Origin of the sequence: Xanthomonas sp. SS, from assembly GCF_014236835.1 — a bacterium.
In the GTDB taxonomy this organism is placed as follows: domain Bacteria; phylum Pseudomonadota; class Gammaproteobacteria; order Xanthomonadales; family Xanthomonadaceae; genus Xanthomonas_A.
On sequence record NZ_CP051190.1, the window covers coordinates 4,490,266 to 4,516,150 of the forward strand.

The following is a 25,885-nucleotide window of genomic DNA, read 5'->3' on the forward strand; positions in this document are numbered from 1 at the left end:
CACGCAAGCCCCACCAGCAACCTTGCCCACCACCCAAATTCGATATATCGTTTCGCAACACTTAGACATATCGAAACGATGCCCCGCCCAACCGACCCCAGCCACCGCGATCCGCGCCGCCTGTTCGACGACGACAGCGCCGGCCGCAGCCAGCATGGCCGCGGCGGCGGACGCGGCAGCCGCCCGCTCGGCCATGGCGACCTGCGCCTACTGCTGCTGGCGATGATCGAAACCCAGCCGCGCCACGGCTACGAGCTGATCCGCGCGGTCGCCGACCTGTTCCATGGGCTGTACACACCCAGTGCCGGCACCATCTACCCGACCCTGGCGCAGTTGGAAGCGCAGGGCCTCGTGCAGGCCGATGCCGGTGCCGCACGCAAGCGCTACGCGATCACCGCCGACGGCCTGGCCTTCGTACAGGCGCAGCGCGCGCAGCTGGACGCGGCGGTGGAACGCACCCATCAAAGCGCCCGCGCGCTGGTCCGCGCGAATGTGCCGGCCCCGGTGCGCGAGGCGATGCGCCGGATCAAGCATGGCCTGCTGGCCCGGCACGGCCGCTGGACCGAGGCGGAGATCGAACGCGTCGCGCAACTGCTCGCACAGGCCGCCGACGGCATGGAACGCGACGGCGATGGCTGAGCGCTGCCCGCGCGCCGCAGCCAACCACCCTTTCTCTCCGCTGGCGCAACGCGCCCCCCCCCCTTCCCCCAAGGATTTTCCGCATGAACACCCATGAAAACCGCCTGCTGCGTCATCCGCTGCGGTTCCGCCACCTGCAGGTGCTGCGCACCCAACCGCTGACCCCGCACATGCGCCGCATCGTGGTCGGCGGCGCGGAGCTGGACGGCTTCGTCAGCGCCGGACCCGACGACCACGTCAAACTGTTCTTCCCCAACGCCGATGGCGCGTTCGTGCTGCCGACGATGACCGACAGCGGCCCGGTCTACCCGGCCGACGCCGCGCCCTCGCCGGCGCGCGACTACACCCCGCGCCACTACGACGCCGCGGCGCAGGAACTGACCCTGGATTTCGTGCTGCACGGCGATGGCCCGGCCTGCCGCTGGGCGGCGCAGGCCAACCCGGGCGACCCACTGGTGGTCGGCGGCCCGCGCGGCTCGTTCGTGGCTGCCGACGACTACGACACCTATGTGCTGATCGGCGACGAGACCGCGCTGCCGGCGATCGGCCGCTGGTTGGAAGAATTGCCAGCCGGCGCGAAGGTGGAGGCCCTGATCGAGATCCCCGGCTTCGCCGACCGGCAGGCATTGCCGTCGCGCGCGCAGGTGCGCATCACCTGGCTGGAACGCAACGGCGTGCCCGTGCTCGGCAGCCAGTTGCTGGAAGATGCGCTGCGCGATTTCGAGGCGCCGGACGGCGATGCGTTCTATTGGATCGCCTGCGAATCGGCGCGTGCACGGATGATGCGCAAGTTCGTCGAAGGCCGGCTCAATGTGCCGAAGGAGTGGATCCGGGCGACGGGGTATTGGAAGTCGGGAGAGGACGAAAACGGGGGTAGCGCGCGGTAGTCAAGATGGCGCCAATGACTGAAGCGGGATCGTCACGAGTACAAGCGCAGCCTCTGAAATGTAGACACGACGTGAATTTGTGAATTAAATCCCAGTATCAAACAACTTTACATCTAAAACTCTCCCACCAATCGACGGATATCGAGAGGCGGCTTGCAGATGGATAAGGCATTTCACGAGATTGATCCCCGCGGCATCACGCTGAACCCGGACGGATCACTCAACTTCGCCAACCATCGATTGCGCGCTGCGGCGATCGCTTCAGCGACAGCAGGATCGATTCGCCCGATGAGCGAAAATGCCGGAACGTGCACCAACTCCGGCACCTGCTCTTCCACGAATTACACCTGCAACAACACCGGTGACTGCTCCAAAGCGTCCAATGTCGGCTCTTGTAGAACCGGCGGCCAGCCCTCGCCGAACGGTTGAGACAGAATGATGCTGAGCGAATCCACCATCGCCGAAGCGCTTTCTCCGCGCATCCTGTCTCTCATCCTCCTGCCGACCGAAAAATGTAATTTCCGCTGCACCTATTGCTATGAAGACTTTGCAATAGGCCGTATGCAACCGAGCGTGGTCGGCGGCATCAAGGCGTTGATCACCAATCGCGTACCTCACCTGGATCGGCTCAACATTTCCTGGTTCGGGGGGGAACCACTCCTGGCGCCTGATGTCGTCCTGGATATCGGTCAACACGCAAACGCAATGTGCGCACAACACGGCGTTGCGTTCAGCGCCGGCTTTACCACCAATGGTTATCTGCTCGAGCCGGCTCTGCTGCAGAGGTTTACTGAACTCCAGCACCACGAGTTCCAGATCACACTGGACGGTGACGCGGAATGGCACGACAAGACACGGATCACCGCCAACAAAGGCGCCACGTTCGAGAAAATATGGTCGAACCTCATCGCCTACCGGTCACTATCGGCAAATTTCGCCATCTCGCTGCGCCTGCACCTGCATCAGGACAATATCGAATCGGTACGGCGCCTATATTCCAGCCTGCATCGCGAGCTGCTGAGCGACCCACGGTTTTCTGTTTACTTCCACAAGGTCTCCAATCTGAGCACGGGCGGCACGATCGGGGAAAAGATATTGCCGCGCGACCGCTACCTTGAAGCGATCTCTTACATCACTTCCTGCGTCGATCGCCCCCAGAACGGCGAACGCCCAATTTCGGAAGAGCATCTGGATGGATACATCTGCTATGCGGCAAAGCCTAACTCTCTGATGATCCGTGCCAATGGCAAGATCGGCAAGTGCACGGTTGCACTGAACGATGATCGCAACGACCTCGGACGACTCCACGCCGACGGCACCATCGACATCGCAAACGACAAGCTGCGTCGCTGGATGAGCGGATTTTCCGACCTATCCGAACGCACACTCGGCTGTCCGCTTTCCACCTTGGCCAGCACGTGAGATACGTCCCATGCCAATCCGCATAGATCCGGACAAGATATCAATAGGCAAGAATGGAGAAGTGCTGATCGATGGATCAGACGCATCCAGCGCTGCCGCCGTCGAAGCACTGGCAGCACGGCGCTTCGGCACGCTCGCCACCAATGAGGTCTGCAACGGTACAAATCCCGCATGCACCAATACGAAAGACTGCTCATTGGGCAGCAACACCAACTGCAATAACAAAGGCTCCTGCTTCACTCCCAACCCCGGCCCTGGCCAGGGCTGACGCGCAAACTCCAGGTGGATCGCCATGACGACACAGACGAACGACAGCCGCCGTAACTTCCTCCTCGGCACCGCCGCCACCGCAATCGCGGCGATTGTCCCTGCTGCGGCTGCAGCGACCGCGGCCACCGATGCCAGAGCGACACAGGCGGCGGCGTCTCTCGGCCGCGCCCTCCCCGAAACGCAGACCTTCGCCGTTCAGGTGCTCGGCGACCTACGGCAACTGTCGACCGACCTGCAACTGATTCCCGGGCAGCTCTCCGAGCCGCTCGCGCTCAAGGGGAACGGCACCTATCGGGTGAAGATCAGCCCCACCGACATCACCACGCGCTTCGGACCGATCTACCGGCTGACCCTCGCCGACGCGCAGGGCGCGCCGCTGGAGGAGATGAACATCGGCAGCGACACCACCGCCACCTTCACCCGCTACGGCGTGCAGGTGTACGCGCTGTCGATCGAACAGGCGATGTAAGAGCACCTCGACCAAACGCGCTTTTGCCGAGGCTCGGCAGGACGCATCACTGCCTTGCATGAGCGATTCTTGTCCGCGTTTGTGGGATCACCGCGACGGGGCATTCCCGGTAACGCCCGTCGCGGCTGAAGCCGCTCCTACAGTGCGCCTTCCGTAGCTACGAGCGGCTCCCGTGAGCCCGTCCACCTCGCGACACACAGCGAGTGACCAAAAACGCAAACGCCCGCCGGATGGCGGGCGTTTGCGTTGTAGCGGCGGCGCGCGAGGCGCCGCCGCGAGCGCAGGCAGGTTTACTTGGCGGCGTCCTGCAGCGCCTCGGTGGTGATGCGGATCTTGACCTCGTCGCTGACGTTCGGCACGTACGCGCCCAGGCCGAAGTCGCTGCGCTTGATCGTGGTGCTGGCATCGAAGCCCAGCGCCGGCACCTTCTTCATCGGGTGCGGACCGGCACCGTTGAGCGTCACCGCCAGCACCACCGGCTTGGTGATGCCCTTGATGGTCAGGTCGCCCGTCACGCTCAGCTTGTTGGTGCCGGCGGCGGTGACCTTGGTGCTCTTGAAGGTGGCGGTCGGGAACTTGGCGGCGTCGAAGAAGTCGCCGCTCTTCAGGTGTTCGTCGAACTTGGCGGTGAAGCTGTTGAGGCCCGACAGCGGCAGGGTCACCTGGACGCTGGACTTGCCCACGTTCTCGGCGTTGTAGACCAGGGTGCCGTCGACGTCGCCGAAGTGCGCGCTGGGGTTGGAGAAGCCGAAGTGGCTCCACTGCACCAGCACGTCGGTGTGCGAGGGGTCGAGCTTGTAGGTGCCGGTGGTGCCCTTGATCGCGGTGGCGGCCGCAGCGGCCGGCGCGGCGAAGGCGGTGGTGGCGGGCTGGGCGACGACGACGGCCAGCGCCAGGGCGAGCGGAAGCAGCAGTTTGCGGGTCTTGTTCATGGGCGGAGCTCCTGAAGAAATCGGTGGTTGGGAAACTGCGGCAAGCGCAGGCACAGCGGTGTGAGGGTGAAGCGGAAACGAGCCGGCTTACTCGATGCGCGCGGCCTCGTCGAAACTCAGCCGCGGCAGGCGCGGGAACAGGCCGGCAGGATCGCCGTAGCCCAGGTTGACCAGGAAGTTGGACTTGATCGCAGTGCCGGCGAAGAACGCCGCATCGACCTTGGCGTTGTCGAAGCCGGACATCGGGCCCGCATCCAAACCCAGCGAACGCGCGGCCAGGATCAGGTAGGCGCCCTGCAGCGAGCCGTTGCGGAACGCCGACTCGCTGCGGCCTTCGCGCGGGCCGTCGAACCAGCTCTTGGCATCGGCGTGCGGGAACAGGTACGGCAGCTTCTCGTGGAAATCCTCGTCGTGGGCGACGATGACCGTCACCGGCGCGGCCAGGGTCTTGGCCAGGTTGCCTTCGGACAGCGCCGGCTTGAGCTTTTCCTTGCCCGCGGCCGAGGTCACGAACACGAACCGCGCCGGGCTGCTGTTGGCCGCGGTCGGGCCCCACTTCAGCAGGTCGTACAAGGCGCGCAGGGTGTCTTCGCCGACCGGCGTGTCGCGGAAGGCATTCTGGGTGCGGGCGGTACGGAACAGTTGATCCAGGGCGGCATCGTGCAGAACGTCGGACATGCGGAGGTACCTTTTGTCGTCGGAGGAAGCCGATGCCCAGCCACGGTGGGCGGTTTCGGCGCAAGGCGGCCAGTGTAGAGTGGCACGATAGCCGCAACACCCAGCCGCAATGCAACGGATTACTACCAAACGTGAAACGATCGGGCGCGCCCTGGGCGATTAGCGACGGCCGCGCCGGCAACGCGCGCCAGGCGGAAGCGCTCGCCGCGGCGCTGGCTGGACCCGCAATGCCGCCCGCCCCTGCGCTGGTGCTGCAACCGCACACGCCCTGGCGCTGGCTGGCGCCGCGGCGGCTACCCGGCGCAGCGCAGGCCTATGGCCCCGCCTTCGCCGAGCTGCTGCGGCAACCACCGGCGCTGGCGATCGGCTGCGGCCGCCAGGCGGCGCTGGCGACGCGGCTGCTGCGCGCGCGCGGCAGCGCGGTGGTGCAGGTACTGGATCCGCGCCTGTCGCCGCGGCACTGGGACGTGGTGGTGGTGCCCGAGCACGATCGCCTGCGCGGCGACAACGTGCTCACCCTGCTCGGCAGCCTGCATCCGATCGACGATGCCTGGCTGGCCGCCGCGCGCGCGGCGTTCCCGCACTTCGGCGCGCTGCCGTCGCCGCGCACCGCGTTGCTGGTCGGCGGCCCGGCCGCGCTTGCGCCATGGACGGCCGATGCCGCGGCGTCGGTGTTCGGACAATTGGCGTCGCAGTTGCGCGACAGCGGCGGCAGCGTGCTCGCCAGCACCTCGCGACGCACGCCGCCGGCGGTGGCCGCCGCGCTGCGTGGCGCGTTTGCCGGTGTGCCAGGCGTGGTGTGGTGCGGCGAAGGCGACGGCGCGAACCCCTACGCCGGCCTGCTGGGCTGGGCCGAACGCATCGTGTGCACGCCCGATTCGGTGAACCTGCTGTCGGAAGCCTGCGCCACGCGGGTGCCGGTGGCGGTGGCGATGCCGACGTCGGCACGCGGCCGCGCACGCGACTTCCATGCGACGCTGCACGCGCGCGGCCGCCTCGCCGATGCATCGGCCGTGCATGGCGCCGTTGCCGGCACGATCGAACCGCTGCGCGAAACCGCACGCATCGCCATGCGCATCCGCGAGCGCCTGCAACTGGATTGAAGCAAGGCCGTCTAGGCCATGCCTGCGCAAACGCAACGGGGCCGCAGGCGCGCCGGCATCGGCGCACCTGCGGCCCCGTTGTTGCTTCCCGTCAGGTCAGGGATTGCTGGGCGAGCGCGGCGCGCCGGCCGGAGCCGCGTCCAGCGCACCGATCAAGGCGCGCACGATCGGCGTCCCGAGGCCGGCCGTGTAGTTGTACCTGCCCTTGAGCGGCACGTTGTTGTCGACGACGCCGTTGTTGCCCGGGATATCGCGATGGAACGCCTGCGGGTAATTGGCCGCGAGCCGATACAGGTAATCGTTGAGATTGCCCTGGCGTCCCTGCTTCTCCACCAGCAGCGCGGCCACGCCGGCGAACTCGGGCGCGGCGACGCTGGTGCCGATCGTCGAATAGAACTCGCCCTTGTACACCGACAGCACCGAACTGGCATACAGCCCCCGGCCTTCGCGGCACGGCTGTTTCGCGTCACCGGGGCAGCCGCCGACCAGCATGCCGATGTCGGGCAATACGCGCATCGACGTGCGGGTGCCGCCCAGCGCGCGCAGCTGATAGGCCGGCCGCTGGAACAAGGTGCTCACCCCTCCGCCGGCGCCCCAGTAGCCCCCGGCCAGCAGCGCGCCCACGCCGTAGTAGTCCTGGGTCAGCAGCGGATCGGCATAGGCGCTCTCGGACCGGTAGCTGGAGTCCGGCGATCCCTGCTTGTAGTTGGTGGACAGATTGCCGCCGCCGACCGCGGTCACATACGCATCGGCCGCGGGATGCTCGACGCCGGCAACGAAGTTGCCGTCCTTGCCCTCGACCGCATAGTGCGTATCCGCACAGGCGACGCCGGCGTTGTCGCCGCTGGAGGCGATGAAGGTGATGCCTTGCGCGTTGCCCTGCTTGAAGATCGCATCCATGGTGTGGAAGGGCGAGGTGAGATCCTTGCCGTCGTTGTAGGCCTTGGTGTAGTACAGCTCGCAGGCGCCGAACGAGGAAGTGACCACGTCCGCTTCGTTGTCCTGCACGATCTGCCGGTAGCCCGCGGCGAGCGATGCGTCGGTCAGGTCGGGGATCACGTACAGCAGCACATGCGCGCCCGGTGCGCCGGCCAACGCCATCTCCACGTCCAGCGCCGCTTCGCCTCCCGCCCCGCCATCCTCGTTGATCCCCGGCTTGGCGCCGGCCACGTAACGACGTGCGAACAGTTTCGGATTGACGTGACCGGCGCCATAGCGGCTGAATTTCTCTTCGTTGAACAGCGCATCCACGTCCGAATCCAGCACGTCGCTGGAGATCAGCACCGCGATCGTGGTGCCGGTCCCGTCGAGGCGACGCTGCTGGCCTGGCGCGCCGATCATGCTCTGGTAGGACGGATAGCCGTAGGCCTGCTTGAGATCGTTGTACGCGTAGACGCCGAGGCGGCCATTGCGATTGGCCGGATCGACCTGCCGCAGCCTCTGCGAATGGACATGGTGCAGCGGCAGGCCGCCGGTCAGGCCGGTGACCACGGCGCCACTCTCGCGCAACGCGGCCGGCAGCTGCAGCGTGCCGGCGGCGGCGGCGAGTTTGGCATGCCCGCCTTCGGGCAGATCAACCGCCAGCGGCGCGGAGAACAGGCGCTCGACGTTATCGGCACTGGCGCTCACATGCAGGCTCGCGCCCTGCTGGGTGACGGTCATGTGCGCGGCCTGCAAGGCCGAGCGCACGCGCTCGACCTGCGCAGGCAACGGCGCGAAGCGGCGCTCGAACTCCGCCCGCGACAGCCAGTGGTGATACTGCGGCGACACCGGATCCTGGATGTCCGCCAGCAATGCGTCCAGGCCGGCCTGGTCACGCAACGGCAGGTGCACGTCGAAGCTGACGGGCGCGGTGCGCAACGTGGCGGACATCGCGGCGAGCGTGGCGTCCTGCGCGGCATGGGCATTGCCGAACACGAGCGCGCAGCCGGACAACGCGGCGGCCAGCAGCGGCTGACGGCGAATACGATCGATCATGCATCTCTCTCCTTGGATGGAACGATAGGGCGTCGCCTGCAAGCAGTTGCAGGCGGCGTCGCGTGGGAACGAAACACGCACAGGCGCGCAGCGGCCGCTACGCGCCACAGCAACTTGCGATCGACTAGCGCATCTGCACGGCCACCGCGGCCGCACGCAGGTACGGTGAGGACTCCCCAGCGAATGCGCGCCGCATTCGCGTGTGCAACGGGCTTGCTGGCGGCAATGCCATCCGGTCATCCGATACCTGTGTCGGCAATGTCACGAGCGAAGTCCAAACGATGACGTGGCCGCAATCATTGATGAAGCCACGCGTCGAAACTTTGACGTTGCACCGCATTTTCGATCCTGAAAAGAAATGCATCGGCAATGTTTCATCGGCATCGTCGACGCACGTGTGCGCTTCAGAAAAATGTGCGGGCGATGCGTGTTTTTCGCCGGAAAAAGCAGGCATGCCCCGCGTCATTCTCGAACGGTCGCATGCGCCGTTTTGCGGCCGTTTAGTTTTCACGCAACGACGCCAGGCCACCTCAGGTGACCTGGGCAAATGTGTCGCCTGTGTCGGCATTGCATGACAACCGCAACATGCGTGACGCGATCCTGAAACCTCGCTGTCGCATCTTCGCCCGACCTCCTTTAGCGAATTTTTCACGCATGCCTACCCATCACTTGCTGAGCGCCGCGATCCTCGCCACGTTGCTGTCGCCGCTGGCGGCGCACGCGGCAGACGCGCCGGCAGACAGCGCGACCGGCGATGCCCGCCAACTCGATACGGTGTCGGTGATCGGCCAGGGCGAGACCCGCCAGGTGCAGCGCATCGCCCGCCAGGACATTGCGGTACTGCCGCCGGGCACCAGCATCCAGAAACTGCTCAACCGCATTCCCGGCGTCAACGTGCAGTCCAACGACGCGTTCGGCGCCAACGAGGAGTCGCAGACGGTGAGCCTGCGCGGCTTCAACGGCACGCGCCTTGGCTATACGCTCGACGGCCTGCCGCTGGGCGACAACGCCTACGGCAACTACAACGGCCTGAACATCAGCCGCGCGCTGATCGCCGAGAACTTCGGCGGCGTGGAACTGGCCTCGGGCATCGGCAGCCTGGGCACCGCGTCCACCAGCAACCTCGGCGGCACCGTGCAGTACTTCTCGGACGATCCGTCCACCGAAACCGGCGTGCGCCTGTCGCAGACGGTCGGCTCGGACCAGAACCGCCGCACCTACCTGCGCCTGGACACCGGCGAGCACAACGGCTTCTCGGCGTACCTGTCCGGCGTCTACGCCAGCGCCGACATGTGGGCCGATCCGAAATCGCCGACCAGCACCGCGCAGTTCAACGGCAAGGGCGTGTACCAGTTCGAAGGCGGCAAGATCACCGCCTTCGTCGATACCTCGCGCACCTCGCAGGCCGACTATGCCTACCTGTCCAAGAGCGGCCTGCACCGCGGCCTGGGCTGGGACTGGAACCTGTACGCGCCGGACTGGCAGCGCGCGCTGGCCGCGGCCTACTGCGCGCCGGCTACCCGCGACGCCAGCCGCTGCGCCTACAGCGGCGGCGTGGACAATACCGACGACGCCTACTACCAAAGCCGCGCGCTGCGCAACGACGACCTGTATTACCTCGCCGGCGACTTCCAGCCGTCGGATGCGGTGAGCGTGCACACCCAGGTCTACCACCACGAGAACGAAGGCCAGGGCCATTGGTGGTCGCCGGGCCAGGCCTCGAATCCGGGTACGCCGCAGGCGCTGCCGATCTCGATCCGCAGCACCAACTACACCATCAACCGCACCGGCGGCATCGCCTCGCTGGGCTGGGACCTGGGCCCGCACCACCTGGAAGCCGGCGTGTGGTACGAGCGCAACAAGCACCACGTGGAGCGCAACTTCTACTGGATCGACGGCCCGATCGACGACGACCTGTTCCTCAGCGGCCCGGACCGCCGGCTGTTCTCGCAGGACTACACGATCACCACCAAGCAGGCCTATGTGCAGGGCACCTTCAAGCTGCTCGACGAGCGCCTGACCCTGGACGTGGGCGCGAAGAGCCCGCACACCACGATGACCGCGCGCGAGACGCCCGGGATCGCGGTGGAAGCGCCGGTCGCCAACGGCACGCTCAAGGCCAGCGAAGCGCTGCTGCCGCAGGCGGGCGTGAGCTATCGCCTGGCCGAGGGGCAGGAAGTGTTCGCCTCCTACGCCGAGAACATCGCCGCGTTCCAGGGCGGCGGCGCCGGCGGCCCGCTGCTGGTGACCCAGGCTTCGTTCGACGCCAGCGTCGGCGCGCTGGAGCCGGAGAAGTCGAAGACCTTCGAGGCTGGCTACCGCCTGGTGCGCGACACGTTCGAGGCCTCGCTGGTCGGCTACGACGTGACCTTCGACAACCGCCTGCTCTCGCTCAACCCCTGCCCGAGCATCCAGCAGGGCACCACCCCGGCGTGCACCACGCGCTTCTTCAACGTCGGCTCGGTCAGCAGCCGCGGCGGCGAGCTGACCTTCATCTGGAAGCCGACCGCGCATCTGCAGTGGTACAACTCCGCCTCGATCAACCGCTCCACCTACGACGACAACTACGTGCAGAACGGCGTGACCATCCCCACCGCCGGCAAGTACACGGTGGACACGCCCAAGCGCATGTTCACCAGCGAGATCAGCTGGAACTACAACGGCTGGAACGCCAATCTGCGCGGCAAGTACACCGGCCAGCGCTACTACACCTACACCAACGACCAGGGCTTCGGCGGCTACACCGCGTTCGACGCCGGCACCGGCTACGACTTCGGCGCGGTGTCGTTCCTGCAGGACCTGAAGCTGTCGCTCAACGTGACCAACCTCACCGACAAGCGCTACGCCTCCAACCTCTCCGCCTTCGGCAACAGCGACCCGAACGGGCGTTCGCTGGCGTTCCATGCCAGCGCGCCGCGGCAGGTGTTCCTGACCCTGGACGCGCGCTTCTGAACGCGCGCATCCTGCCCCCACCTGCCCGCCGAGCGCATGCGATGATGAAACCCATGATCTGGATGCTGGGATGTTCGATGGCGCTGTCGTCGCTGACCGCCGCGGCCGACACGGTCGCGGCGGCGGGTACGCACAAGCCGCTGGTGATCGGTCACCGCGGCGCCAGCGCGCTGCGCCCCGAGCACACGCTGGCGTCGTATGCGAAGGCCATCGCCGACGGCGCCGATTTCATCGAGCCGGACCTGGTCTCGACCAAGGACGGCGCCCTGGTGGCGCGCCACGAGAACGAGATCGGCGCCACCACCGACGTCGCCGCGCATCCGGAGTTCGCCGCGCGCAAGACGGCCAAGCAGATCGACGGCCAGCGCGTGGAGGGGTGGTTCACCGAAGACTTCACCCTGGCCGAGCTGAAGACGCTGCGCGCGCGCGAGCGCCTGCCGCAACTGCGCGGCACCGCGTTCGACGGGCAGTTCCAGCTGCTCACCTTCGACGAGATCATCGATTTCGCCGCGGCCGAATCGGCCGCGCGCGGGCGCCCGATCGGGCTGATCCCGGAGATCAAGCACGGCACCTATTTCCAGGCGCTGGGCCTGGCAATGGAGGACAAGGTGCTGGCCACGCTGGACGCGCATGCGTACACGCGCAGCGCGCCGGTGATCGTGCAGTCGTTCGAGATCGGCAACCTGCAGTCCCTGCACCGCAAACTCGGCAAGGACCATCCGAACGTGCGCCTGGTGCAGTTGCTGGGCGACCCGAAGGAACGCCCGGGCGACCAACTGCGCGAAGGCCCGACCTATGCGCAGATGGGCAGCGCGCAGGGCCTGCGCGCGATCGCCAAGTATGCGCAACTGGTCAGTCCCAACCTGCGCACCATCATCCCGGTCGATGCCGACGGCGCCCTGGCCGCGCCCACCGCCTTCATCGCCGACGCGCATGCGGCCGGGCTGCAGGTGGTGCCGTACACGTTCCGTCCGGAGAACTACTTCCTGCCCAAGCGACTGCAGGACGCGCGCGGCCCGGCGGCGGTGAACGCCGCCGGCAGCATCGCCGAGATGCGCGCGTTCATTGCCGCGGGCGTGGATGCCTTCTTCACCGACGACCCGGCGCTGGGCCGCGCCGCGGTGGATGGGACGGCGCCGCCGCAAGAACGCTGAGGGCGCTTTCCTCGGCGGCTCGCCCGTTGTAGGAGCGGCTTCAGCCGCGACAGGCGTTACCGGGAAGGCCCGTCGCGACTGAAGTCGCTCCCACAAGAGAGCGGCGCGCTTCTCCCTTGTAGGAGCGGCTTCAGCCGCGACCGAAACTCTACCGGTACCGCCCGGTCGCGGCTGAAGCCGCTCCTACAGGGAGCAACGGCGTCGCGGCCGGCGTGCCGTGCTGCTGGCCGCGACGCCGCCGCATCGCGATAATGCGCCGCTTCGCCTTGCCCGCCGCGCCGCCGCCCAATGCCTCCGCCGTCCTCGCCATCGCCTACGTTCGCCGCACTGACCCCGCGCGCCCTGCTGTTGGCGGTGCTGGCGATGGGCGCAGTCGTACTGCTGTCGAACGTGCTGGTGCAGTTCCCGATCAATGACTGGCTGACCTGGGGCGCCTTCAGCTATCCGGTGGCGTTCCTGGTCAGCAATCTGATCAATCGCCGCTTCGGTCCGCGCGCGGCACGGCGCGTGGCCTGGTGCGGCTTCGCGCTGGCGGTGCTGCTGTCGATCTGGATCGCCACCCCGCGCATCGCCGCCGCCTCGTGCCTGGCGTTCATCGCCGCGCAGCTGCTGGACATCGCGGTGTTCGACCGCCTGCGCCGCGGCCGCTGGTGGCGCGCGCCGATCGTGGCCACCACCTGCAGCGCGACGCTGGACACGGCGATCTTCTGGTCGGTCGCCTTCGCCGGCTCGGCGCTGCCGTGGGTCAGCTGGGCCGCCGGCGACCTGGCGGTGAAACTGGGCATCGGCGTGTTCCTGCTGGCGCCGTTCCGGGCGCTGCTGTGGCGGATGGCGCCGCCGGCCGCGACCGGCGCATCGGCCGCGCGGCCGCGACAGCGCTAGGACGCAGCACAATTCAATTGGCGGCCGCAGACGAGGACAAAGATCATGGGAGATTGGAACACGCAGCCGTGGGCCAACGATGAGGCGGCGGATTGGTTTCAGCGGTTCTGGAAAGCACATGACATTTCGCTCCTGATCGACGAGATCAATGGGTTCGACCCGAGCCAGGAGCGCTACGACTCGGTCAGAGCCGCCAGCTACCTGTTGCAGACGCTGGGCATCGCCTATGTCTGGCCCTCCCGCTATCTGGAAGACTTGAAGCCGCTGCTCGAAAGCGCCATCGAGATCTTGAGCAACATGCTGGATCCTCCCGATGCCACTTGGGGATTCATCGACATGTGGGGAAACAATCCGCAGGTGATGGAGGCCGTGCAGGAGCAAATCGCAGCACTCAAGGTGCGACTGGGCGACTTGGTTGCGTAGACATGGCGGTGTGCATACGCTGCTGCCGCTTACCCACCATCTCACGTCCGGCCAAAACTGGCCGCTGCTCAGCCACCAGCCGTGCAGCGATCTATCGCTCGCTGCGCTCCGGCTCGAACGACAGCCCCTTGGCCTGCGCCGCGACGGTGATCGCCGCGCGCACGCGCACGACGGTCTCCGTGCTTGCGGTCAGGCGCAGCCGCCGGTCCAGCGTGCAGCTCAGGCCGGCGCCGACCCCAGCGGCACTCGCCACGCCAGGTCGACTTCGGCAACATCGTCGCCGAGCCCGTGCGACGGATCGAACGACGCTGCTACGTGCTGTCGCGCATGTGACTCGGATCCAACACACGCCTCAAAAAACGAAAGGAAGCGAAGACAGATGACATCGAACCACAGGCGCATGCTCCGCGATCCACTGCTGCTTCCGTTATTGCTCGCCTCGCTTTTGAATGCGCTTTCCGCAGACGTTCTTTGGCAGAAAATTGCGGCCGCATGCGACCTCGGCGCCGGCTGGCCGGAATTGCTGCAAGGACTCTGCGGCTTTCTTCTGCTTGTGCTCATGCTCATCAGGGCGCTTTGGCTCAAAAAGCGAGCCAACCCCGGATGACGGGCACACCCCATGTTCGCCTCAGCGGCGTGCCATCCACTTCCGGGCAGGCCGGGTGGGATCCGGCGGGCCGGCGGCGGACCAGCCGCGCTATCGCTCGCCGCACCCCGGCTCGAATGCCAGGCCCTTGGCCTGCGCCGCGGCGGTGATCGCCGCCCGCGCCCGCGCAATCGCGTCGGTGCTCGCAGTCAGCCGCGGGCGCCGGTCAAGCGTGCAGGCCAGACCGGCGTCGACCAGCGTTGCGTGCGCCTCGTGCAAACGGGCGGCAGTCGGCGCATCGAACCATGCGCTCGCCGCTAATGCGTCGATCAGCGCCGGCGTAGCGCGCGGCACGGTCAGCTCGGGATGCTGCGCGGCGCCGAGCAACACCCCGGCCTGCAGCAGGAATTCCAGATCGACCAGGCCGCCGGCGCCCTGCTTCAGGTCGAAGCGCGCGGCATCGCTGCGGTCCAGTTCGGCGCGCATGCGTGCGCGCATCTTCAGCACTTCCTCGCGCAGCTGCGCCGCGTCGCGCGAACGCGCCAGGGTCTGCTCTCGCACCTGCTCGAAGCGTTGCAGCAACACGGCGTCGCCGGCGACGCCGCGCGCGCGTACCAACGCCTGGTGCTCCCAGGTCCAGGCGCGCTCGCGCTGGTACTCGGTATAGCTGGCCAGCGACGACACCAGCGCGCCCTTGCCGCCGTCCGGGCGCAGGCGCACGTCGATGTCGTACAGGCGGCCGCCGCCGGTGACCGCACCGAGCAGCGCGATCACCTTCTGCGCCAGCCGCGCGAACCAGCGCCCGCTTTCCAGTGGGCGCGGTCCGGCGGAAGCCTCCACGCCGGCGGCATGGTCGTACAGGAACACCAGGTCCAGGTCCGAGCCGATGCCAAGTTCGATGCCGCCGAGGCTGCCGTAGCCGACGATCGCGAAACTGCCGCTCGCCACTTCGCCATGGGCTGCGACCAGCTCGGCGCGGGCTAGGCGCAACACGGTCAGCACCACGCCTTCGGCCAGTTCCGCGAGCTGGCAGGCACTGTGCACCGCCGGCTGGCGCCGGTCCAGCGCGGCCAGCGCGATACGAAAACTCAGTGCCTGGCGCGCTTCGTTGAGGCCGCGCAGGGCGGCTTCCGGATCGTCGCCGGCGGCGGCGACCGCGCTGTCGCACAGCCGCTGCATTGCCGCCCGATCCGGCATCGGCCCGGCGACGCGGCTGTCGAGCAGTTCGTCGAGCAGCAACGGATACGCGACCAGGCGTTCGGACAGGAACGCACTGCGCGCGAGCACGTCGACCAGCCGCGCCAGCGCGCTGGGCTGTTCGTCGAGCAAGGCGAGATAGCTGGCGCGGCGCAGGATCGCCTGCAGCAGGCCGAGCACGCGGTGCAACGCGGCGTCGGCCTGCGGCGAGCGCGCGGCGGCGTGCAGCAATGCCGGCAGCACCCGGTCCAGCCGTGCGCGCGCCGCGTCCGACAGCGTGCGCACGCCCAACGACTGCACGAAGCCGCGCAGCGCCTGGTCGGCACCCTCGGCATCGGCGAAGCCGGCGGCGGCCAGCACCTGCGCGCCGGCGTCGTCCGGCAAGCCGCGCCAGTAACTGGCCAGCGCATCCGGCGCCACTGCCTGCACGCGCGGCGCCAGCAACTCGGCGAATTCGGCGGCGACACGGTCGCGCTGCACCTGCAACGCGGCATACAGCTGGGTCCAATCGGCGTAACCGAGACCGAGCGCGATGCGCGCGCGATCCAGCGCGTCTTCCGGCAGCGCATGGGTCTGCGCGTCGCGCAGCATCTGCAGGCGGTTCTCGACCTGGCGCAGGAAGCGGTACGCGTGGGCCAGCGCCGCGCCATCGGCGGCCGCGACCTGGCCGCCGGCGACCAGCGCCTGCAACGCCGGCAGCAAGCGGCGCTCGCGCAACGCCGGCTCGCGGCCGCCGCGGATCAGCTGCAGCGACTGCACCAGGAATTCGATCTCGCGGATGCCGCCGGGACCGCGCTTGATGTCGTCGAGACGATCGTGCCGCGCGACTTCGGCGGTGATCGCCGCCTTCATCTCGCGCAGCCCGTCGAGCGCGGTGAAGTCGAGGTAGCGCCGGTACACGAATGGGCGCAACGTCTGCAGCCAGTCCTCGCCGGCGGCGATGTCGCCGGCCACCGCGCGCGCCTTCAGCCACGCATAGCGCTCCCAGTCGCGGCCCTCGCGCTGGAAGTAGTGGTCCATGCCGGCGAACGACAGCGCCACCCGCCCGGCGGTGCCGAACGGACGCAGGCGCAGGTCCACGCGATGCGAGAAGCCGTCGGCGGTGGTCTCGTCCAGCAACCGCGCCAGGCGCTGGCCGAGGCGCGCGAAATATTCCTCGGCAGCGAGCGCACGCGCGCCATCGGATTCGCCGCCCTGCGGATAGGCGTAGACCAGGTCCACGTCCGAGGAAAAATTCAGTTCGCCGCCGCCGAGCTTGCCCAGGCCAAACACCGCCAGCCGCTGCGCGCTGCCGTCGGCGGCGCGGACCACGCCGTGGCGCGTGGCGAATTCGTCTTCCAGCGCCTGCAGCGCGATATCGAGGCAGATCTCGGCCAACTGGGTGCTGCCGGCCAGGGTCGCATCGACGTCGTCCAGGCCCAACACGTCGCGCCATACCAGCCGCGCCGAGGCCGCCGCGCGATAGCGGCGCAGTTGCGCCGGCCACGCCGCCGGCTGCGCCGGATCCAGCTGCGGCACCGGCAACGGCGGCGGATCGGGCTGCGCCAGGTGTTCGAGCAGCGCCGGTTGCCGGCACAGCGTGTCGAGCAGGAAATCGCTGGCGAGCACCGCGCGCTGCAGGTCGGCGTCGAAGCCGGGACGATCGGGCCAGGAGCGCGCGCCGACGGCTTGGCGCAAGCGCGCCAGGTTGCGGTCGAGCAAGGGTTGCAAGGTGTCGGGGACAAGCGGCGAGGAGGTGGGCATCCGTCGATGATGGCATCCCGGCGCGCCGGCAGACAGAGGGCCGCGCAGCGCACCGACAACGCGATTGGCCAAGCCGTAGGCACGATCAGGCGAGGGCGCGTGGTACACGATTGGCGTCCATGCCTGGCGCCATACGAAAAGCACTGCCTGAAAAGGCGACGCAGCGTCCTGGGTTACCCAAACTCGAGGCAAAAAAAAAGCCCGCTTGCAGCGAACTGCCAGCGGGCCTTGCTCCCTCCCCCACGTCGGGATGCAGGTTGATCTTGGGCGCTTTATTTGCACATTGCACGCTGCACTGCAAAATGAAACCGGGTGGTACATTCTGCTGCAATGCAGTATGCGGCGACGTCTCGTCTTCACAGACTACGCGTATCGACACAAGGTGCGCGACATCGGCGCGCAGGCGTCACGTGATCACGCATGGGCACGTGCTGCGCCTGATCGATTCGATCGCGACGCGCTTTCATCGTCGCGACCGATTGCCCAGGCGATCCGCAGTCGCTCCATAGGAACACGGCTTGCCTGGCGACGAAGGCACGATTCGAGCAACCTGGCGCGCCTGCGTAAACGCAACGCCGCGCGAAGCACGCGCCGCCTTGCGGCTCAGGGCGACAACGGCGTCGGTGCCGGAGCGGGCAGCGTGTCCGACAACCACGCCGGTTGCCGCTCGTACCACTCGCGCGCGCCGAGCAGATGCCATTGCCGCTGTTCGCCGCGCAGCGCCACGCCGACACCGAGCACGCCCCAGCGCGCATACAAATCGCCTTGCGTACCGGCATCGCCGACGCGCAGCCGCGCGCGCAGCGACACGCGCTGGTTTTCCGCCTGCAAGCGATCCAGCCACAGCGCGTCCTTGCGCCAGCGCAGCTGGCCGCTCGCCTCCAGCTGTCCGGCATCGGCTAGCTTGAGCAGCCAGGCCGGCGCATCGCTGCGCTGCGCGAACACCGCCAGCACCGGACCGGCGTCGCGCATCTGGATCTGCACCTGCGCATCGGCTTGCGTGGCCGGCGTTGCGGCGATGCGCCCCTGCGGCACGCGCAGCGTGGCCCACCAGTCGCGCTGCTTGGCGCCGTCGCCGTAGCGCACGCCCTGCAGGCGCAGCGTGCTGCCGCTCAGGTCGAAGCGCTTGCCCTGCAGCTCCCCGCGCCGCAGCCGCGCATCCAGATCCAGGTCGCCCGCCAGCGCCAGTCCGGCCGCCTGCAGCTGCGCCTGGCGGCCGCGCATGCGCACATTGCCTTCGCCCACCTGCCCGGCCGCGTCCAGGTGCAGGTCGCCGCTGAGCGACCCGCTGCCGCCGAGCACGCGCACCTGCGATGCCGGCAGGTAGCGGTTGTAGGCGCGCAGGTCGGGCACGCGCGCATCGTCGAAGCGCAGGCGCGCCTGCAACGATTCCTTCAACGTCGCCAGCGCGCCGTCGCCCTGCAGGTCCAGGCGCAGGTTCTCGCCCTGCACGAAGATCGCCTTGGGTTCGGCCAGCGGCGCCAGCGCGAATGTATGCATGCGCACGTCGACCTCGGTGCGCGGCTGCGCGGCAGTGCCAACGATGCGTCCGACCGCCTGCGCCTGGCCGCGGATGCGCAACCGCAACACATCGGCCGTGGCCTGCACGTCGGGCACGTCGAGGCGACTGCCCGGCTGCAGCGCGCCGTGCGCCAGGCGCAGATCGGCGGACACGTCGCCGCCGCCGTCGAGCCGGAACCACGGCTTGCGCACCAGCAGGTCGCTGATCCAGTTCAGCGATTCGAAATGCCAGCGTCCCTGCACCGTGCCGGACAGGCGCGGCAGCAACGCCGCGGGATCGGCAAACGGTACGCTGCGCCCGGCGATGCGCACGTCGGCGTCGAGCATGCTGCGCGGATCGACCTGCCCAGGCAGGCGCGCGCGCAGCCGGATGTCGCGATCGACGTCGAGCAGCAGCGCCAGCACGCCGCGATCGGTGGCACCGACGCCAGCGTGCAGCGGCACGCGCCAATTGAGCTTGCTGCCCGGCTGCAGTTCGCCGCGCAGCATGCGCAGGTTGGCGTCGATGTGGCCGAGCCCGGGTTCGGTGCTCAGCTGCGTATTCGCCCCGGCAGTGTCGATGCGCAGCGCCACGCTGCGCCCGTGCAGCTGCAGCGCCAGGTCGGTGATGCCGAGCTTGCGCAGGCCCGGCGCCTGCGCCCGGTAGTGGCGGGGGAACGAGAAGCGCGCGTCCAGATGCGCCTGGTCGGCGATCTGGCGCTTGCCGTAGCGCACGCTGGCCTCGTCGAACACGATCTGCGACGGGAACAGTTCCGACGGCCCGCCCTTGAGTTGTTTGAGGAACCCCACCGTGCCATGGCCCTTGCCTTCGATCGCCAGTTCGCCGAAGCGCGCGCGGCGCAGCGTGCCGCTGTGGATCGCGTCGAAGCGCAGGGTCCAGCCCTGGTCGCTCTGCGGCGGCGGCGGGATGGCGTCGGCGACGCGGTCGATCTCGCCGATCACGTTCACCGCCTCCATCCATGGCAGGCGCACCTCGCGGTGCAGCAGCGGCAGCAATGCGATGCGCGCGCTGGCGCGGTCGGCGCGCAGGTGCCATACGCTGCGCTGCACATGTCCGCGCATGCGCACGTCCCACGCCGTGACGAAGCCCGGCAGCACGGTCAGCGCCGGCCCGGTCTGCATGCGGAATTTTTCCGGCTTGCGGTTGGTCGCCATGTCGAACAGCGGCGTGTTGAGGAACACGTTGCCGAGCAGCAGGTACAGCAGATAGGCGATCAACAGCCCGCGCAGCAGCAGGCGCAACGGCCGCGGCCAGCGCCGGTAGCGTTCGAGGGCGGCGTTCGGAGAGAGGCGGGCGAAGGGCGGCACCGACGCACTATCGCTGTGGCGCGGCGTGGGGCGCGTGAAAGCCACAACGCCGCCACTGCACCATCGGCGCAAAGCCGCGACCGGCGCGATCCGCGATAATCGGCCTCTCCCCTGCCCCCATGGTTGCCCCATGTCCGCCGAACGCATCCTCCACCCGCGCCTGCGCGAGCGCATCGTCACCGCCGAGGCCGCCGCCGCGCTGATCCAGCCCGGCGAGACGGTGGCGATGAGCGGCTTCACCGGCTCGGGCTACCCGAAGGCGGTGCCGATCGCGCTGGCGCAGCGGATCGAGGCCGCGCACCTGCAGGGGCAGGCGTTCAAGATCCGGCTGATGACCGGCGCCTCCACCGCGCCGGAACTGGACGGCGCGCTGGCCAAGGCCGAGGGCATCGCCCTGCGCATGCCGTTCCAGACCGACCCGGACGCGCGCCAACGCATCAACGCCGGCACCCTGGACTACATCGACATCCACCTCAGCCATGTCGCCCAGCACGTGTGGTTCGGCTTCTACGGCGAGATCGACACCGCGGTGGTGGAAGTGGCCGGCATTCGCGAGGACGGCAGCCTGATCCCGTCCACCTCGATCGGCAACAACAAGACCTGGCTGGACCTGGCCAAGAAGGTGATCGTCGAGGTCAACGACTGGCAGCCGGCCGGCATCGACGGCATGCACGACGTGTACTACGGCACCGCGCTGCCGCCGCAGCGCAAGCCGATCCCGCTGCTGCACGCCGACGACCGCATCGGCGAACCGTCGCTGCGCTGCGATCCAGACAAGATCGTGGCGGTGGTGCGCACCCATGGCCCCGACCGCAACAGCCCGTTCGCCGCGGCCGACACCACCAGCGAGCGCATCGCCGCGCACCTGATCGACTTCCTCAAGCACGAAGTGAGCAAGGGCCGGCTGCCGGCCAACCTGCTGCCGTTGCAGTCGGGCGTGGGCAACATTCCCAATGCGGTGCTGGCCGGCCTGGCCAGCAGCGGCTTTCGCGACCTGAGCGCCTTCACCGAGGTGATCCAGGACGGCATGCTCGACCTGCTGCGCAGCGGCGTGCTGAAGGTGGCCTCGTGCACCGGTTTCGCGCTGAGCCCGGAGGCGAACGAGGAGTTCAAGCGCAACATCGATTTCTACCGCGAGCGCATCATCCTGCGCACGCAGGAGATCTCCAATCATCCGGAACTGGTGCGGCGGCTGGGCTGCATCGCGATGAACGGCATGATCGAGGCCGATCTGTACGGCAACGTCAACTCCACCCACGTGATGGGCAGCCGCATCATGAACGGCATCGGCGGCTCCGGCGACTTCGCCCGCAACAGCTTCCTGTCGATCTTCCTCAGCCCCAGCACCGCCAAGCACGGCAGCATCTCGGCCATCGTGCCGATGGTCAGCCACGTGGACCACACCGAACACGACGTCTCTATCATCGTCACCGAACATGGCCTGGCCGACCTGCGCGGGCTGCCGCCGCGGCACCGCGCGCGGCAGTTGATAGACCACTGCGTGGACCCGAGCTACCGCGCGCAGCTGGAAGACTATTTCGACCGCGCCCTGCACGACAGCTACGGCAAGCACACCCCACACCTGCTGCCCGAGGCGCTGTCCTGGCACCAGCGCTGGCTGGACATCGGGACGATGCGGGTTTCCGCGTGATGCTGGACGCACTGCTGAGCAGGCTTGGACCGAAATCCGAACGCGAGGAGAGGTTGCGTCTGCGTGACTTCCAGGACCGTGCGCGCGGCACGTGTCATGTCGGCGATCTTCCCGAGCCGCTGCACATGGAGGCGGCCGAATGGATCCATTTTCGTTGCGGAGGGCGCAGATTCGATGCGGACTTCCTCGATGGGCTGGAACTCGGGGACGAGCAGCGTAAATGCTTCGAAGCGATCCTGGTGACCTTCCTGCGCGTTGCGGAACGCATCGTCGGTGCGAAGGCGCCTCGCAAAGGCGACGCCGCGTGGCCATGGCGGCTGAGCGTCTTCATCGCACCGACGCTGGAGGTCAACGCCTGCGTGAAATCCAGCTTCGACTCCAAACAGCATACGATCTTCATCGTCATCAACGCCGGTCTTCTCCTGCAGCTGACGCATCGCATCAGCGCTGTCCTGCAGACACCATCGTTCACACGGACCTTCGGCATCGAGCCGGCGATCTCTAAGGCCAGCACTGCCCCGCCCTCCAAGCACGGACCATGGCTGGTGCCGCTGCACGGCAATCCGTTGGTGCTCATGGCGACGCTGTACGCGGCGGTGATGGTGCTGACGCATGAGCTGGCGCACTTCTATCGCGGCCATCTGCACCTTACGCGCAACGTGTTCGGCGACGATGCACTACTGGAAGAATCCGACACGCGGGGCGAAGTGCGTTCCGAGCGCCTGCCTCCCAACGAGCGCCGTCTGCTCGAACTGGACGCAGACGAGACCGCCGGCAGGCTGGCTTCCGTACTCTGGCGTCAACTGGATTATCCGCAGTTCGGCCCCGACGACTCGTCGAACGAAAACTTCTTCCTCGGCATGCTGCTCGGCACAACCTGTCTGTTCCTGCTGCTCGACGAGACAGTGGCATCCGAGCGCTACTACAGCCCGTTCTGGCGTCTGCGCATCACCGTGGCCAGCTTCAATCGCGACTACTTTGCCGCACCCGATGATGCGGATGCAGAGCACGCCGCGGATTCGATCGAAGTCTTCAAGCTGATGCAAACCGTGATCGAAGCCTGCCAGGCCGCGCATCGCGAACTGGGCTGGAGCGAAGGACTGGACAGTCGGCGCTTCCTCGCCGAGGCCGAGGTGCTGCTCGCCGACGACCGGCAGGCCCTGCAAGATTTGCTGCTCAACCGTCTGGCGCCGTTGATGCCGTATGCCTTTCGAGGCGAGAACACGATCGACGCGACATAGCGCGGTCTGAGTAGGCGGTACGCGCAGACCCTGGTGATCTGGCATCCGCGCCAGCTGATCGCGGCGCTGGTGGAGCAGCGGGATTGCCTGCACCACGTGCTGATCAAGGAACCTGGTCAGGCCGAAGTCGCCGGTCAACGCACACCCGACCACTCCACCCCCGGCACCACTTCAACCGCCGAGACCACGCCTGAAAGCGCTCATGAAACCGGCGGCAGTCCCCCTCGGTGGTGCGTGCCGAGCAGTTAAAGAAATTTCGCGTCGGGGCTGAAGCCCCTCCCACAGTGCACCCAGCAAGTTCACCGCAAGTCCCCGTAGGAGCGGCTTCAGCCGCGACAAGCGAAGCGGCGGGGCTTACCGGCGTCGGAAAAAGTCGGGCTGAAGCCCCTCCCACAGTGCACCCAACAAACTCGCCGCAAGCCCCCTGTAGGAGCGGCTTCAGCCGCGACGAACGAAGCGGCGATGCTGGCCGGCCGCAGACGCGATCGAGGCCGAGACCTCCACAGCCCCGCTATGCGTCGATGGACGCGGAAACCCGCTCAGGCTCACTCAGGAACGCCAGCTTGCGCGCGCGCGGCAGTTGCTTGAGCGCGTATTCGGCGCGCGACGCGGCGGCGCGGTCCGGGTAGGCGCGGCTGGCCAGCAGCCGCAGCGGCGGGTTGGCGCGGGTGTACTTGGCGCCGGTGCCGCGCAGATGCGCCTGGTAGCGCGCCTGCAAATCGATGGTGATGCCCGCGTAGTAGCTGCCATTGCGGCATTCGAGCAGGTACAGGAACCAGGGCGGGGAGTCGGCCATGGGCGCATTATCGGTCAGCGCGCGGAATGCGCCAGTCCACATGCGGCGGCACGCGCAGCCAGACCAGAGCGCCGACCGAATGCGAGCGCCGGGCGCATCGCATGCAGCGCATTGCCGACCAGCATCGACGCCGCCTGCTGCGATCGCGTTGCCGCGCTGAACCGCCACGAAACCGGCTTTAACGCAACCCGAACACCTTGTCGGCCGCTGGCACACGCCGGCAAACCGCAGCCACGGCACGGGCGCATAAATTCACCACCGGCCGGATGCCGTCGATGAAGAGGCTCTCTCCCTTTGGATTCGACGGCACGGCCGGGTCTTTTTTGGGTGATGCGCAACGGACACCTTGGGCCTTGCCTGCAGCCCGCCACCGGATCGACACCGCTTCGACAGCCCGCGCCTGGTGCCGCATCGGATGCGCCTCTCCAAGCCTTTGCTGACAACGCCGGCTGTCGCAGCTGAAGCTGCCTACAAAGACCTGCGCTCCCTGCTACGCGCGTTGTAGAAGAAGCTTCATCCCTGCTGTCACCGGAGTTGGAGCGATCGCGCCTTCGCTCGTCGCGGCTGAAGCCGCTCCTACAGAAGAGCGGCATGTGTGCATAACAGCGGCGCGCGTGCTGTGGTGCTTGCCGCTTCGCTCGGGCCGCCGCGGGCATCGGGATAACCGCGAGTCTTTCGGGCGACAGGCATCTGGCTGCAGCCCGCTGCCTGTCGCTGCGCTGCGCCGCTCAGGCCGCCTGCGACAACCGAGCCTGGCGCCGCGCACGCACTGCCTGCGCCAAGCGTTCCAGCACCTGCACCGAGCTGTCCCAATCGATGCAGCCGTCGGTGATGCTCTGCCCGTAGACCAGCGATTGGCCTTCCACCAGTTCCTGGCGGCCGCCGACCAGGTGGCTCTCCACCATCGCGCCGACGATATGGGTCTGCCCGGCTTCCAGCTGCGCGGCGATGTCCTCGATCACCTTCGGCTGGTTGTCCGGGTTCTTGCCGCTGTTGGCGTGGCTGGCATCGACCATCAGCCGCGCCGGCAACCCGGCCTTCTCCAGCACCTGGCCGGCGGCGGCGACGCTGGCTGCGTCATAGTTGGGCAGCTTGCCGCCGCGCAGGATCACGTGGCAATCGGGATTGCCGGTGGTGGTGGCGACCGCGGTCTGCCCGTCCTTGGTCACCGCCAGGAAATGGTGCGGATGCGAGGCCGCGCCGACCGCATCGACCGCGATCTTGACGTCGCCGCTGGTGCCGTTCTTGAACCCGACCGGGCACGACAGGCCCGAGGCCAGTTCGCGGTGCACCTGGCTTTCGGTGGTGCGCGCGCCGATCGCGCCCCAGGCCACCAGATCGGCGATGTACTGCGGCGAGATGATGTCGAGGAATTCCACGCCGGCCGGCAGGCCGAGGCGGTTGATGTCGCGCAGCAGGCCGCGCGCCAGGCGCAGGCCCTTGTTGATGTCGAAGCTGCCGTCGAGATTGGGATCGTTGATCAGGCCCTTCCAGCCAACCGTGGTGCGCGGCTTCTCGAAGTACACCCGCATCACGATCTCCAGCGCATCGCCGTAGGTGTCGCGCAGCGGGCGCAGGCGCTGCGCGTACTCCATCGCCGCCACCGGATCGTGGATCGAGCACGGGCCGATCACCACCGCCAGGCGGTCGTCGCGGCCATGCAGGATCTCGTGCAGCGCCGCGCGCGAGGCGGCGACGGTCTGCGAGGCCTCTTCGTCGCAGGGCAGCAGCGACAGCAGCTGGGCGGGCGGGGTCAGCGGTTCGATCTTGCGGATGCGCAGATCGTCGGTATGGGGAGGCATGGGAATCTCTCGTCGGGTTCTGGGTGGGGGGCCAGGTCCGGCGGCATGAAAAAAGCCGCCAGGTTCGCTGGCGGCTTTCGGGGATGCGGCTGAAGTTTCCTTCAGGGTGAACGCATTCCTTCCTCCGCCAGCGGCATCGGAAAACCGTAGTACCAAAAATAAAAGCTGCGGTTGGCGTTCATGGGTTGCATTGATAGCACAGGATTTTTGGTGGCGCCACAGTTGCATTGGCAACTGTGGTGCTGGGAATGG

Annotated in this window: 24 protein-coding genes; 16 read left to right on the forward strand and 8 right to left on the reverse strand. The window is 67.7% G+C overall.

Annotated elements, in window-relative coordinates; translation table 11 throughout:
- Positions 1–78 precede the first annotated feature (78 nt).
- The 6 genes from HEP74_RS18910 (at position 79) to HEP74_RS18935 (ending at position 3,687) form a co-directional block, all read left to right on the forward strand.
- A complete protein-coding gene (locus HEP74_RS18910; protein WP_185814169.1) occupies positions 79–639 on the forward strand; it encodes a PadR family transcriptional regulator in 561 nt (186 codons plus the stop codon).
- Positions 640–722: 83 nt separating this feature from the next.
- Entirely contained in the window at positions 723–1,526 is an 804-nt protein-coding gene (locus tag HEP74_RS18915) for a siderophore-interacting protein (protein ID WP_185814170.1), read from the forward strand.
- A 159-nt stretch (positions 1,527–1,685) separates the two neighbouring features.
- Complete coding sequence (locus HEP74_RS18920) at positions 1,686–1,955, forward strand: hypothetical protein (protein ID WP_185814171.1); 270 nt, start codon at positions 1,686–1,688, stop codon at positions 1,953–1,955.
- A gap of 6 nt (positions 1,956–1,961) precedes the next feature.
- Positions 1,962–2,948, forward strand: coding sequence for a radical SAM protein (locus tag HEP74_RS18925; RefSeq protein WP_185814172.1), 987 nt, complete (start codon positions 1,962–1,964; stop codon positions 2,946–2,948).
- Positions 2,949–2,958: 10 nt separating this feature from the next.
- Entirely contained in the window at positions 2,959–3,216 is a 258-nt protein-coding gene (locus tag HEP74_RS18930; protein WP_185814173.1) for a hypothetical protein, read from the forward strand.
- A gap of 24 nt (positions 3,217–3,240) precedes the next feature.
- Entirely contained in the window at positions 3,241–3,687 is a 447-nt protein-coding gene (locus HEP74_RS18935) for a hypothetical protein (protein ID WP_185814174.1), read from the forward strand.
- Positions 3,688–3,977: 290 nt separating this feature from the next.
- On the opposite strand, the gene HEP74_RS18940 is transcribed toward HEP74_RS18935, so the two are convergent.
- Both HEP74_RS18940 and HEP74_RS18945 read right to left on the reverse strand, forming a co-directional pair.
- The gene (locus tag HEP74_RS18940) at positions 3,978–4,619 is read right to left on the reverse strand and encodes a YceI family protein (protein WP_185814175.1); all 642 of its coding nucleotides are present in this window, start codon (positions 4,617–4,619) and stop codon (positions 3,978–3,980) included.
- Between the two features lie 87 nt (positions 4,620–4,706).
- On the reverse strand, positions 4,707–5,297 hold the full coding sequence (locus HEP74_RS18945; RefSeq protein WP_185814176.1) for a malonic semialdehyde reductase: 591 nt from the start codon (positions 5,295–5,297) through the stop codon (positions 4,707–4,709).
- 131 nt (positions 5,298–5,428) lie between these two features.
- On the opposite strand from HEP74_RS18945, the gene HEP74_RS18950 reads away from it, so the two are divergent.
- Positions 5,429–6,400 carry a mitochondrial fission ELM1 family protein gene (locus HEP74_RS18950; RefSeq protein WP_255427797.1) on the forward strand — a complete coding sequence of 324 codons (972 nt, stop codon included), beginning with the start codon at positions 5,429–5,431 and terminating at the stop codon, positions 6,398–6,400.
- A 96-nt stretch (positions 6,401–6,496) separates the two neighbouring features.
- Here HEP74_RS18950 and HEP74_RS18955 read toward each other — a convergent pair whose 3' ends face one another.
- Entirely contained in the window at positions 6,497–8,377 is a 1,881-nt protein-coding gene (locus HEP74_RS18955) for a S53 family peptidase (protein WP_185814178.1), read from the reverse strand.
- A 302-nt stretch (positions 8,378–8,679) separates the two neighbouring features.
- On the opposite strand from HEP74_RS18955, the gene HEP74_RS18960 reads away from it, so the two are divergent.
- From HEP74_RS18960 to HEP74_RS18980, 5 genes are all read left to right on the forward strand, one after another.
- Positions 8,680–8,952, forward strand: a complete 273-nt coding sequence (locus tag HEP74_RS18960; RefSeq protein WP_185814179.1) for a hypothetical protein — start codon at positions 8,680–8,682, stop codon at positions 8,950–8,952.
- Positions 8,953–9,031: 79 nt separating this feature from the next.
- Positions 9,032–11,329, forward strand: coding sequence for a TonB-dependent receptor (locus HEP74_RS18965; RefSeq protein WP_185814180.1), 2,298 nt, complete (start codon positions 9,032–9,034; stop codon positions 11,327–11,329).
- A gap of 77 nt (positions 11,330–11,406) precedes the next feature.
- Positions 11,407–12,483: a glycerophosphodiester phosphodiesterase gene (locus tag HEP74_RS18970; RefSeq protein WP_221893200.1), complete on the forward strand. Its 1,077-nt coding sequence runs from the start codon at positions 11,407–11,409 to the stop codon at positions 12,481–12,483.
- A gap of 288 nt (positions 12,484–12,771) precedes the next feature.
- A complete protein-coding gene (locus tag HEP74_RS18975) occupies positions 12,772–13,365 on the forward strand; it encodes a queuosine precursor transporter (RefSeq protein WP_185814182.1) in 594 nt (197 codons plus the stop codon).
- Between the two features lie 45 nt (positions 13,366–13,410).
- Positions 13,411–13,788, forward strand: a complete 378-nt coding sequence (locus HEP74_RS18980; RefSeq protein ID WP_185814183.1) for a hypothetical protein — start codon at positions 13,411–13,413, stop codon at positions 13,786–13,788.
- Positions 13,789–13,879: 91 nt separating this feature from the next.
- On the opposite strand, the gene HEP74_RS18985 is transcribed toward HEP74_RS18980, so the two are convergent.
- Positions 13,880–14,041 carry a hypothetical protein gene (locus HEP74_RS18985; RefSeq protein ID WP_185814184.1) on the reverse strand — a complete coding sequence of 54 codons (162 nt, stop codon included), beginning with the start codon at positions 14,039–14,041 and terminating at the stop codon, positions 13,880–13,882.
- A gap of 126 nt (positions 14,042–14,167) precedes the next feature.
- On the opposite strand from HEP74_RS18985, the gene HEP74_RS18990 reads away from it, so the two are divergent.
- Positions 14,168–14,395, forward strand: a complete 228-nt coding sequence (locus tag HEP74_RS18990; RefSeq protein WP_185814185.1) for a hypothetical protein — start codon at positions 14,168–14,170, stop codon at positions 14,393–14,395.
- Positions 14,396–14,485: 90 nt separating this feature from the next.
- Here the strand turns inward: HEP74_RS18990 and glnE are convergent, their stop codons facing one another.
- Both glnE and HEP74_RS19000 read right to left on the reverse strand, forming a co-directional pair.
- Positions 14,486–17,314: a bifunctional [glutamate--ammonia ligase]-adenylyl-L-tyrosine phosphorylase/[glutamate--ammonia-ligase] adenylyltransferase gene (gene glnE / locus HEP74_RS18995; protein ID WP_185814186.1), complete on the reverse strand. Its 2,829-nt coding sequence runs from the start codon at positions 17,312–17,314 to the stop codon at positions 14,486–14,488.
- A 603-nt stretch (positions 17,315–17,917) separates the two neighbouring features.
- Positions 17,918–20,275 (reverse strand): translocation/assembly module TamB domain-containing protein, encoded by a 2,358-nt coding sequence (locus HEP74_RS19000; protein ID WP_524540803.1) that lies wholly within the window; start codon positions 20,273–20,275, stop codon positions 17,918–17,920.
- Here HEP74_RS19000 and scpC point away from each other — a divergent pair.
- The 3 genes from scpC to HEP74_RS19015 are packed head-to-tail and all read left to right on the forward strand — an operon-like array spanning position 20,274 to position 23,284.
- The gene (gene scpC / locus HEP74_RS19005; RefSeq protein ID WP_185814188.1) at positions 20,274–21,794 is read left to right on the forward strand and encodes a succinyl-CoA:acetate CoA-transferase ScpC; all 1,521 of its coding nucleotides are present in this window, start codon (positions 20,274–20,276) and stop codon (positions 21,792–21,794) included. The genes HEP74_RS19000 and scpC overlap by 2 nt on opposite strands.
- Positions 21,794–23,035 (forward strand): hypothetical protein, encoded by a 1,242-nt coding sequence (locus HEP74_RS19010; RefSeq protein ID WP_185814189.1) that lies wholly within the window; start codon positions 21,794–21,796, stop codon positions 23,033–23,035. The genes scpC and HEP74_RS19010 overlap by 1 nt, the downstream gene beginning before the upstream one ends.
- 33 nt (positions 23,036–23,068) lie before the next feature.
- Positions 23,069–23,284: a hypothetical protein gene (locus tag HEP74_RS19015; protein ID WP_185814190.1), complete on the forward strand. Its 216-nt coding sequence runs from the start codon at positions 23,069–23,071 to the stop codon at positions 23,282–23,284.
- Between the two features lie 262 nt (positions 23,285–23,546).
- Here the strand turns inward: HEP74_RS19015 and HEP74_RS19020 are convergent, their stop codons facing one another.
- Both HEP74_RS19020 and HEP74_RS19025 read right to left on the reverse strand, forming a co-directional pair.
- The gene (locus tag HEP74_RS19020; RefSeq protein WP_185814191.1) at positions 23,547–23,831 is read right to left on the reverse strand and encodes a GIY-YIG nuclease family protein; all 285 of its coding nucleotides are present in this window, start codon (positions 23,829–23,831) and stop codon (positions 23,547–23,549) included.
- A gap of 728 nt (positions 23,832–24,559) precedes the next feature.
- A complete protein-coding gene (locus HEP74_RS19025; RefSeq protein ID WP_185814192.1) occupies positions 24,560–25,633 on the reverse strand; it encodes a 3-deoxy-7-phosphoheptulonate synthase in 1,074 nt (357 codons plus the stop codon).
- Between the last annotated feature and the right edge of the window lie 252 nt (positions 25,634–25,885).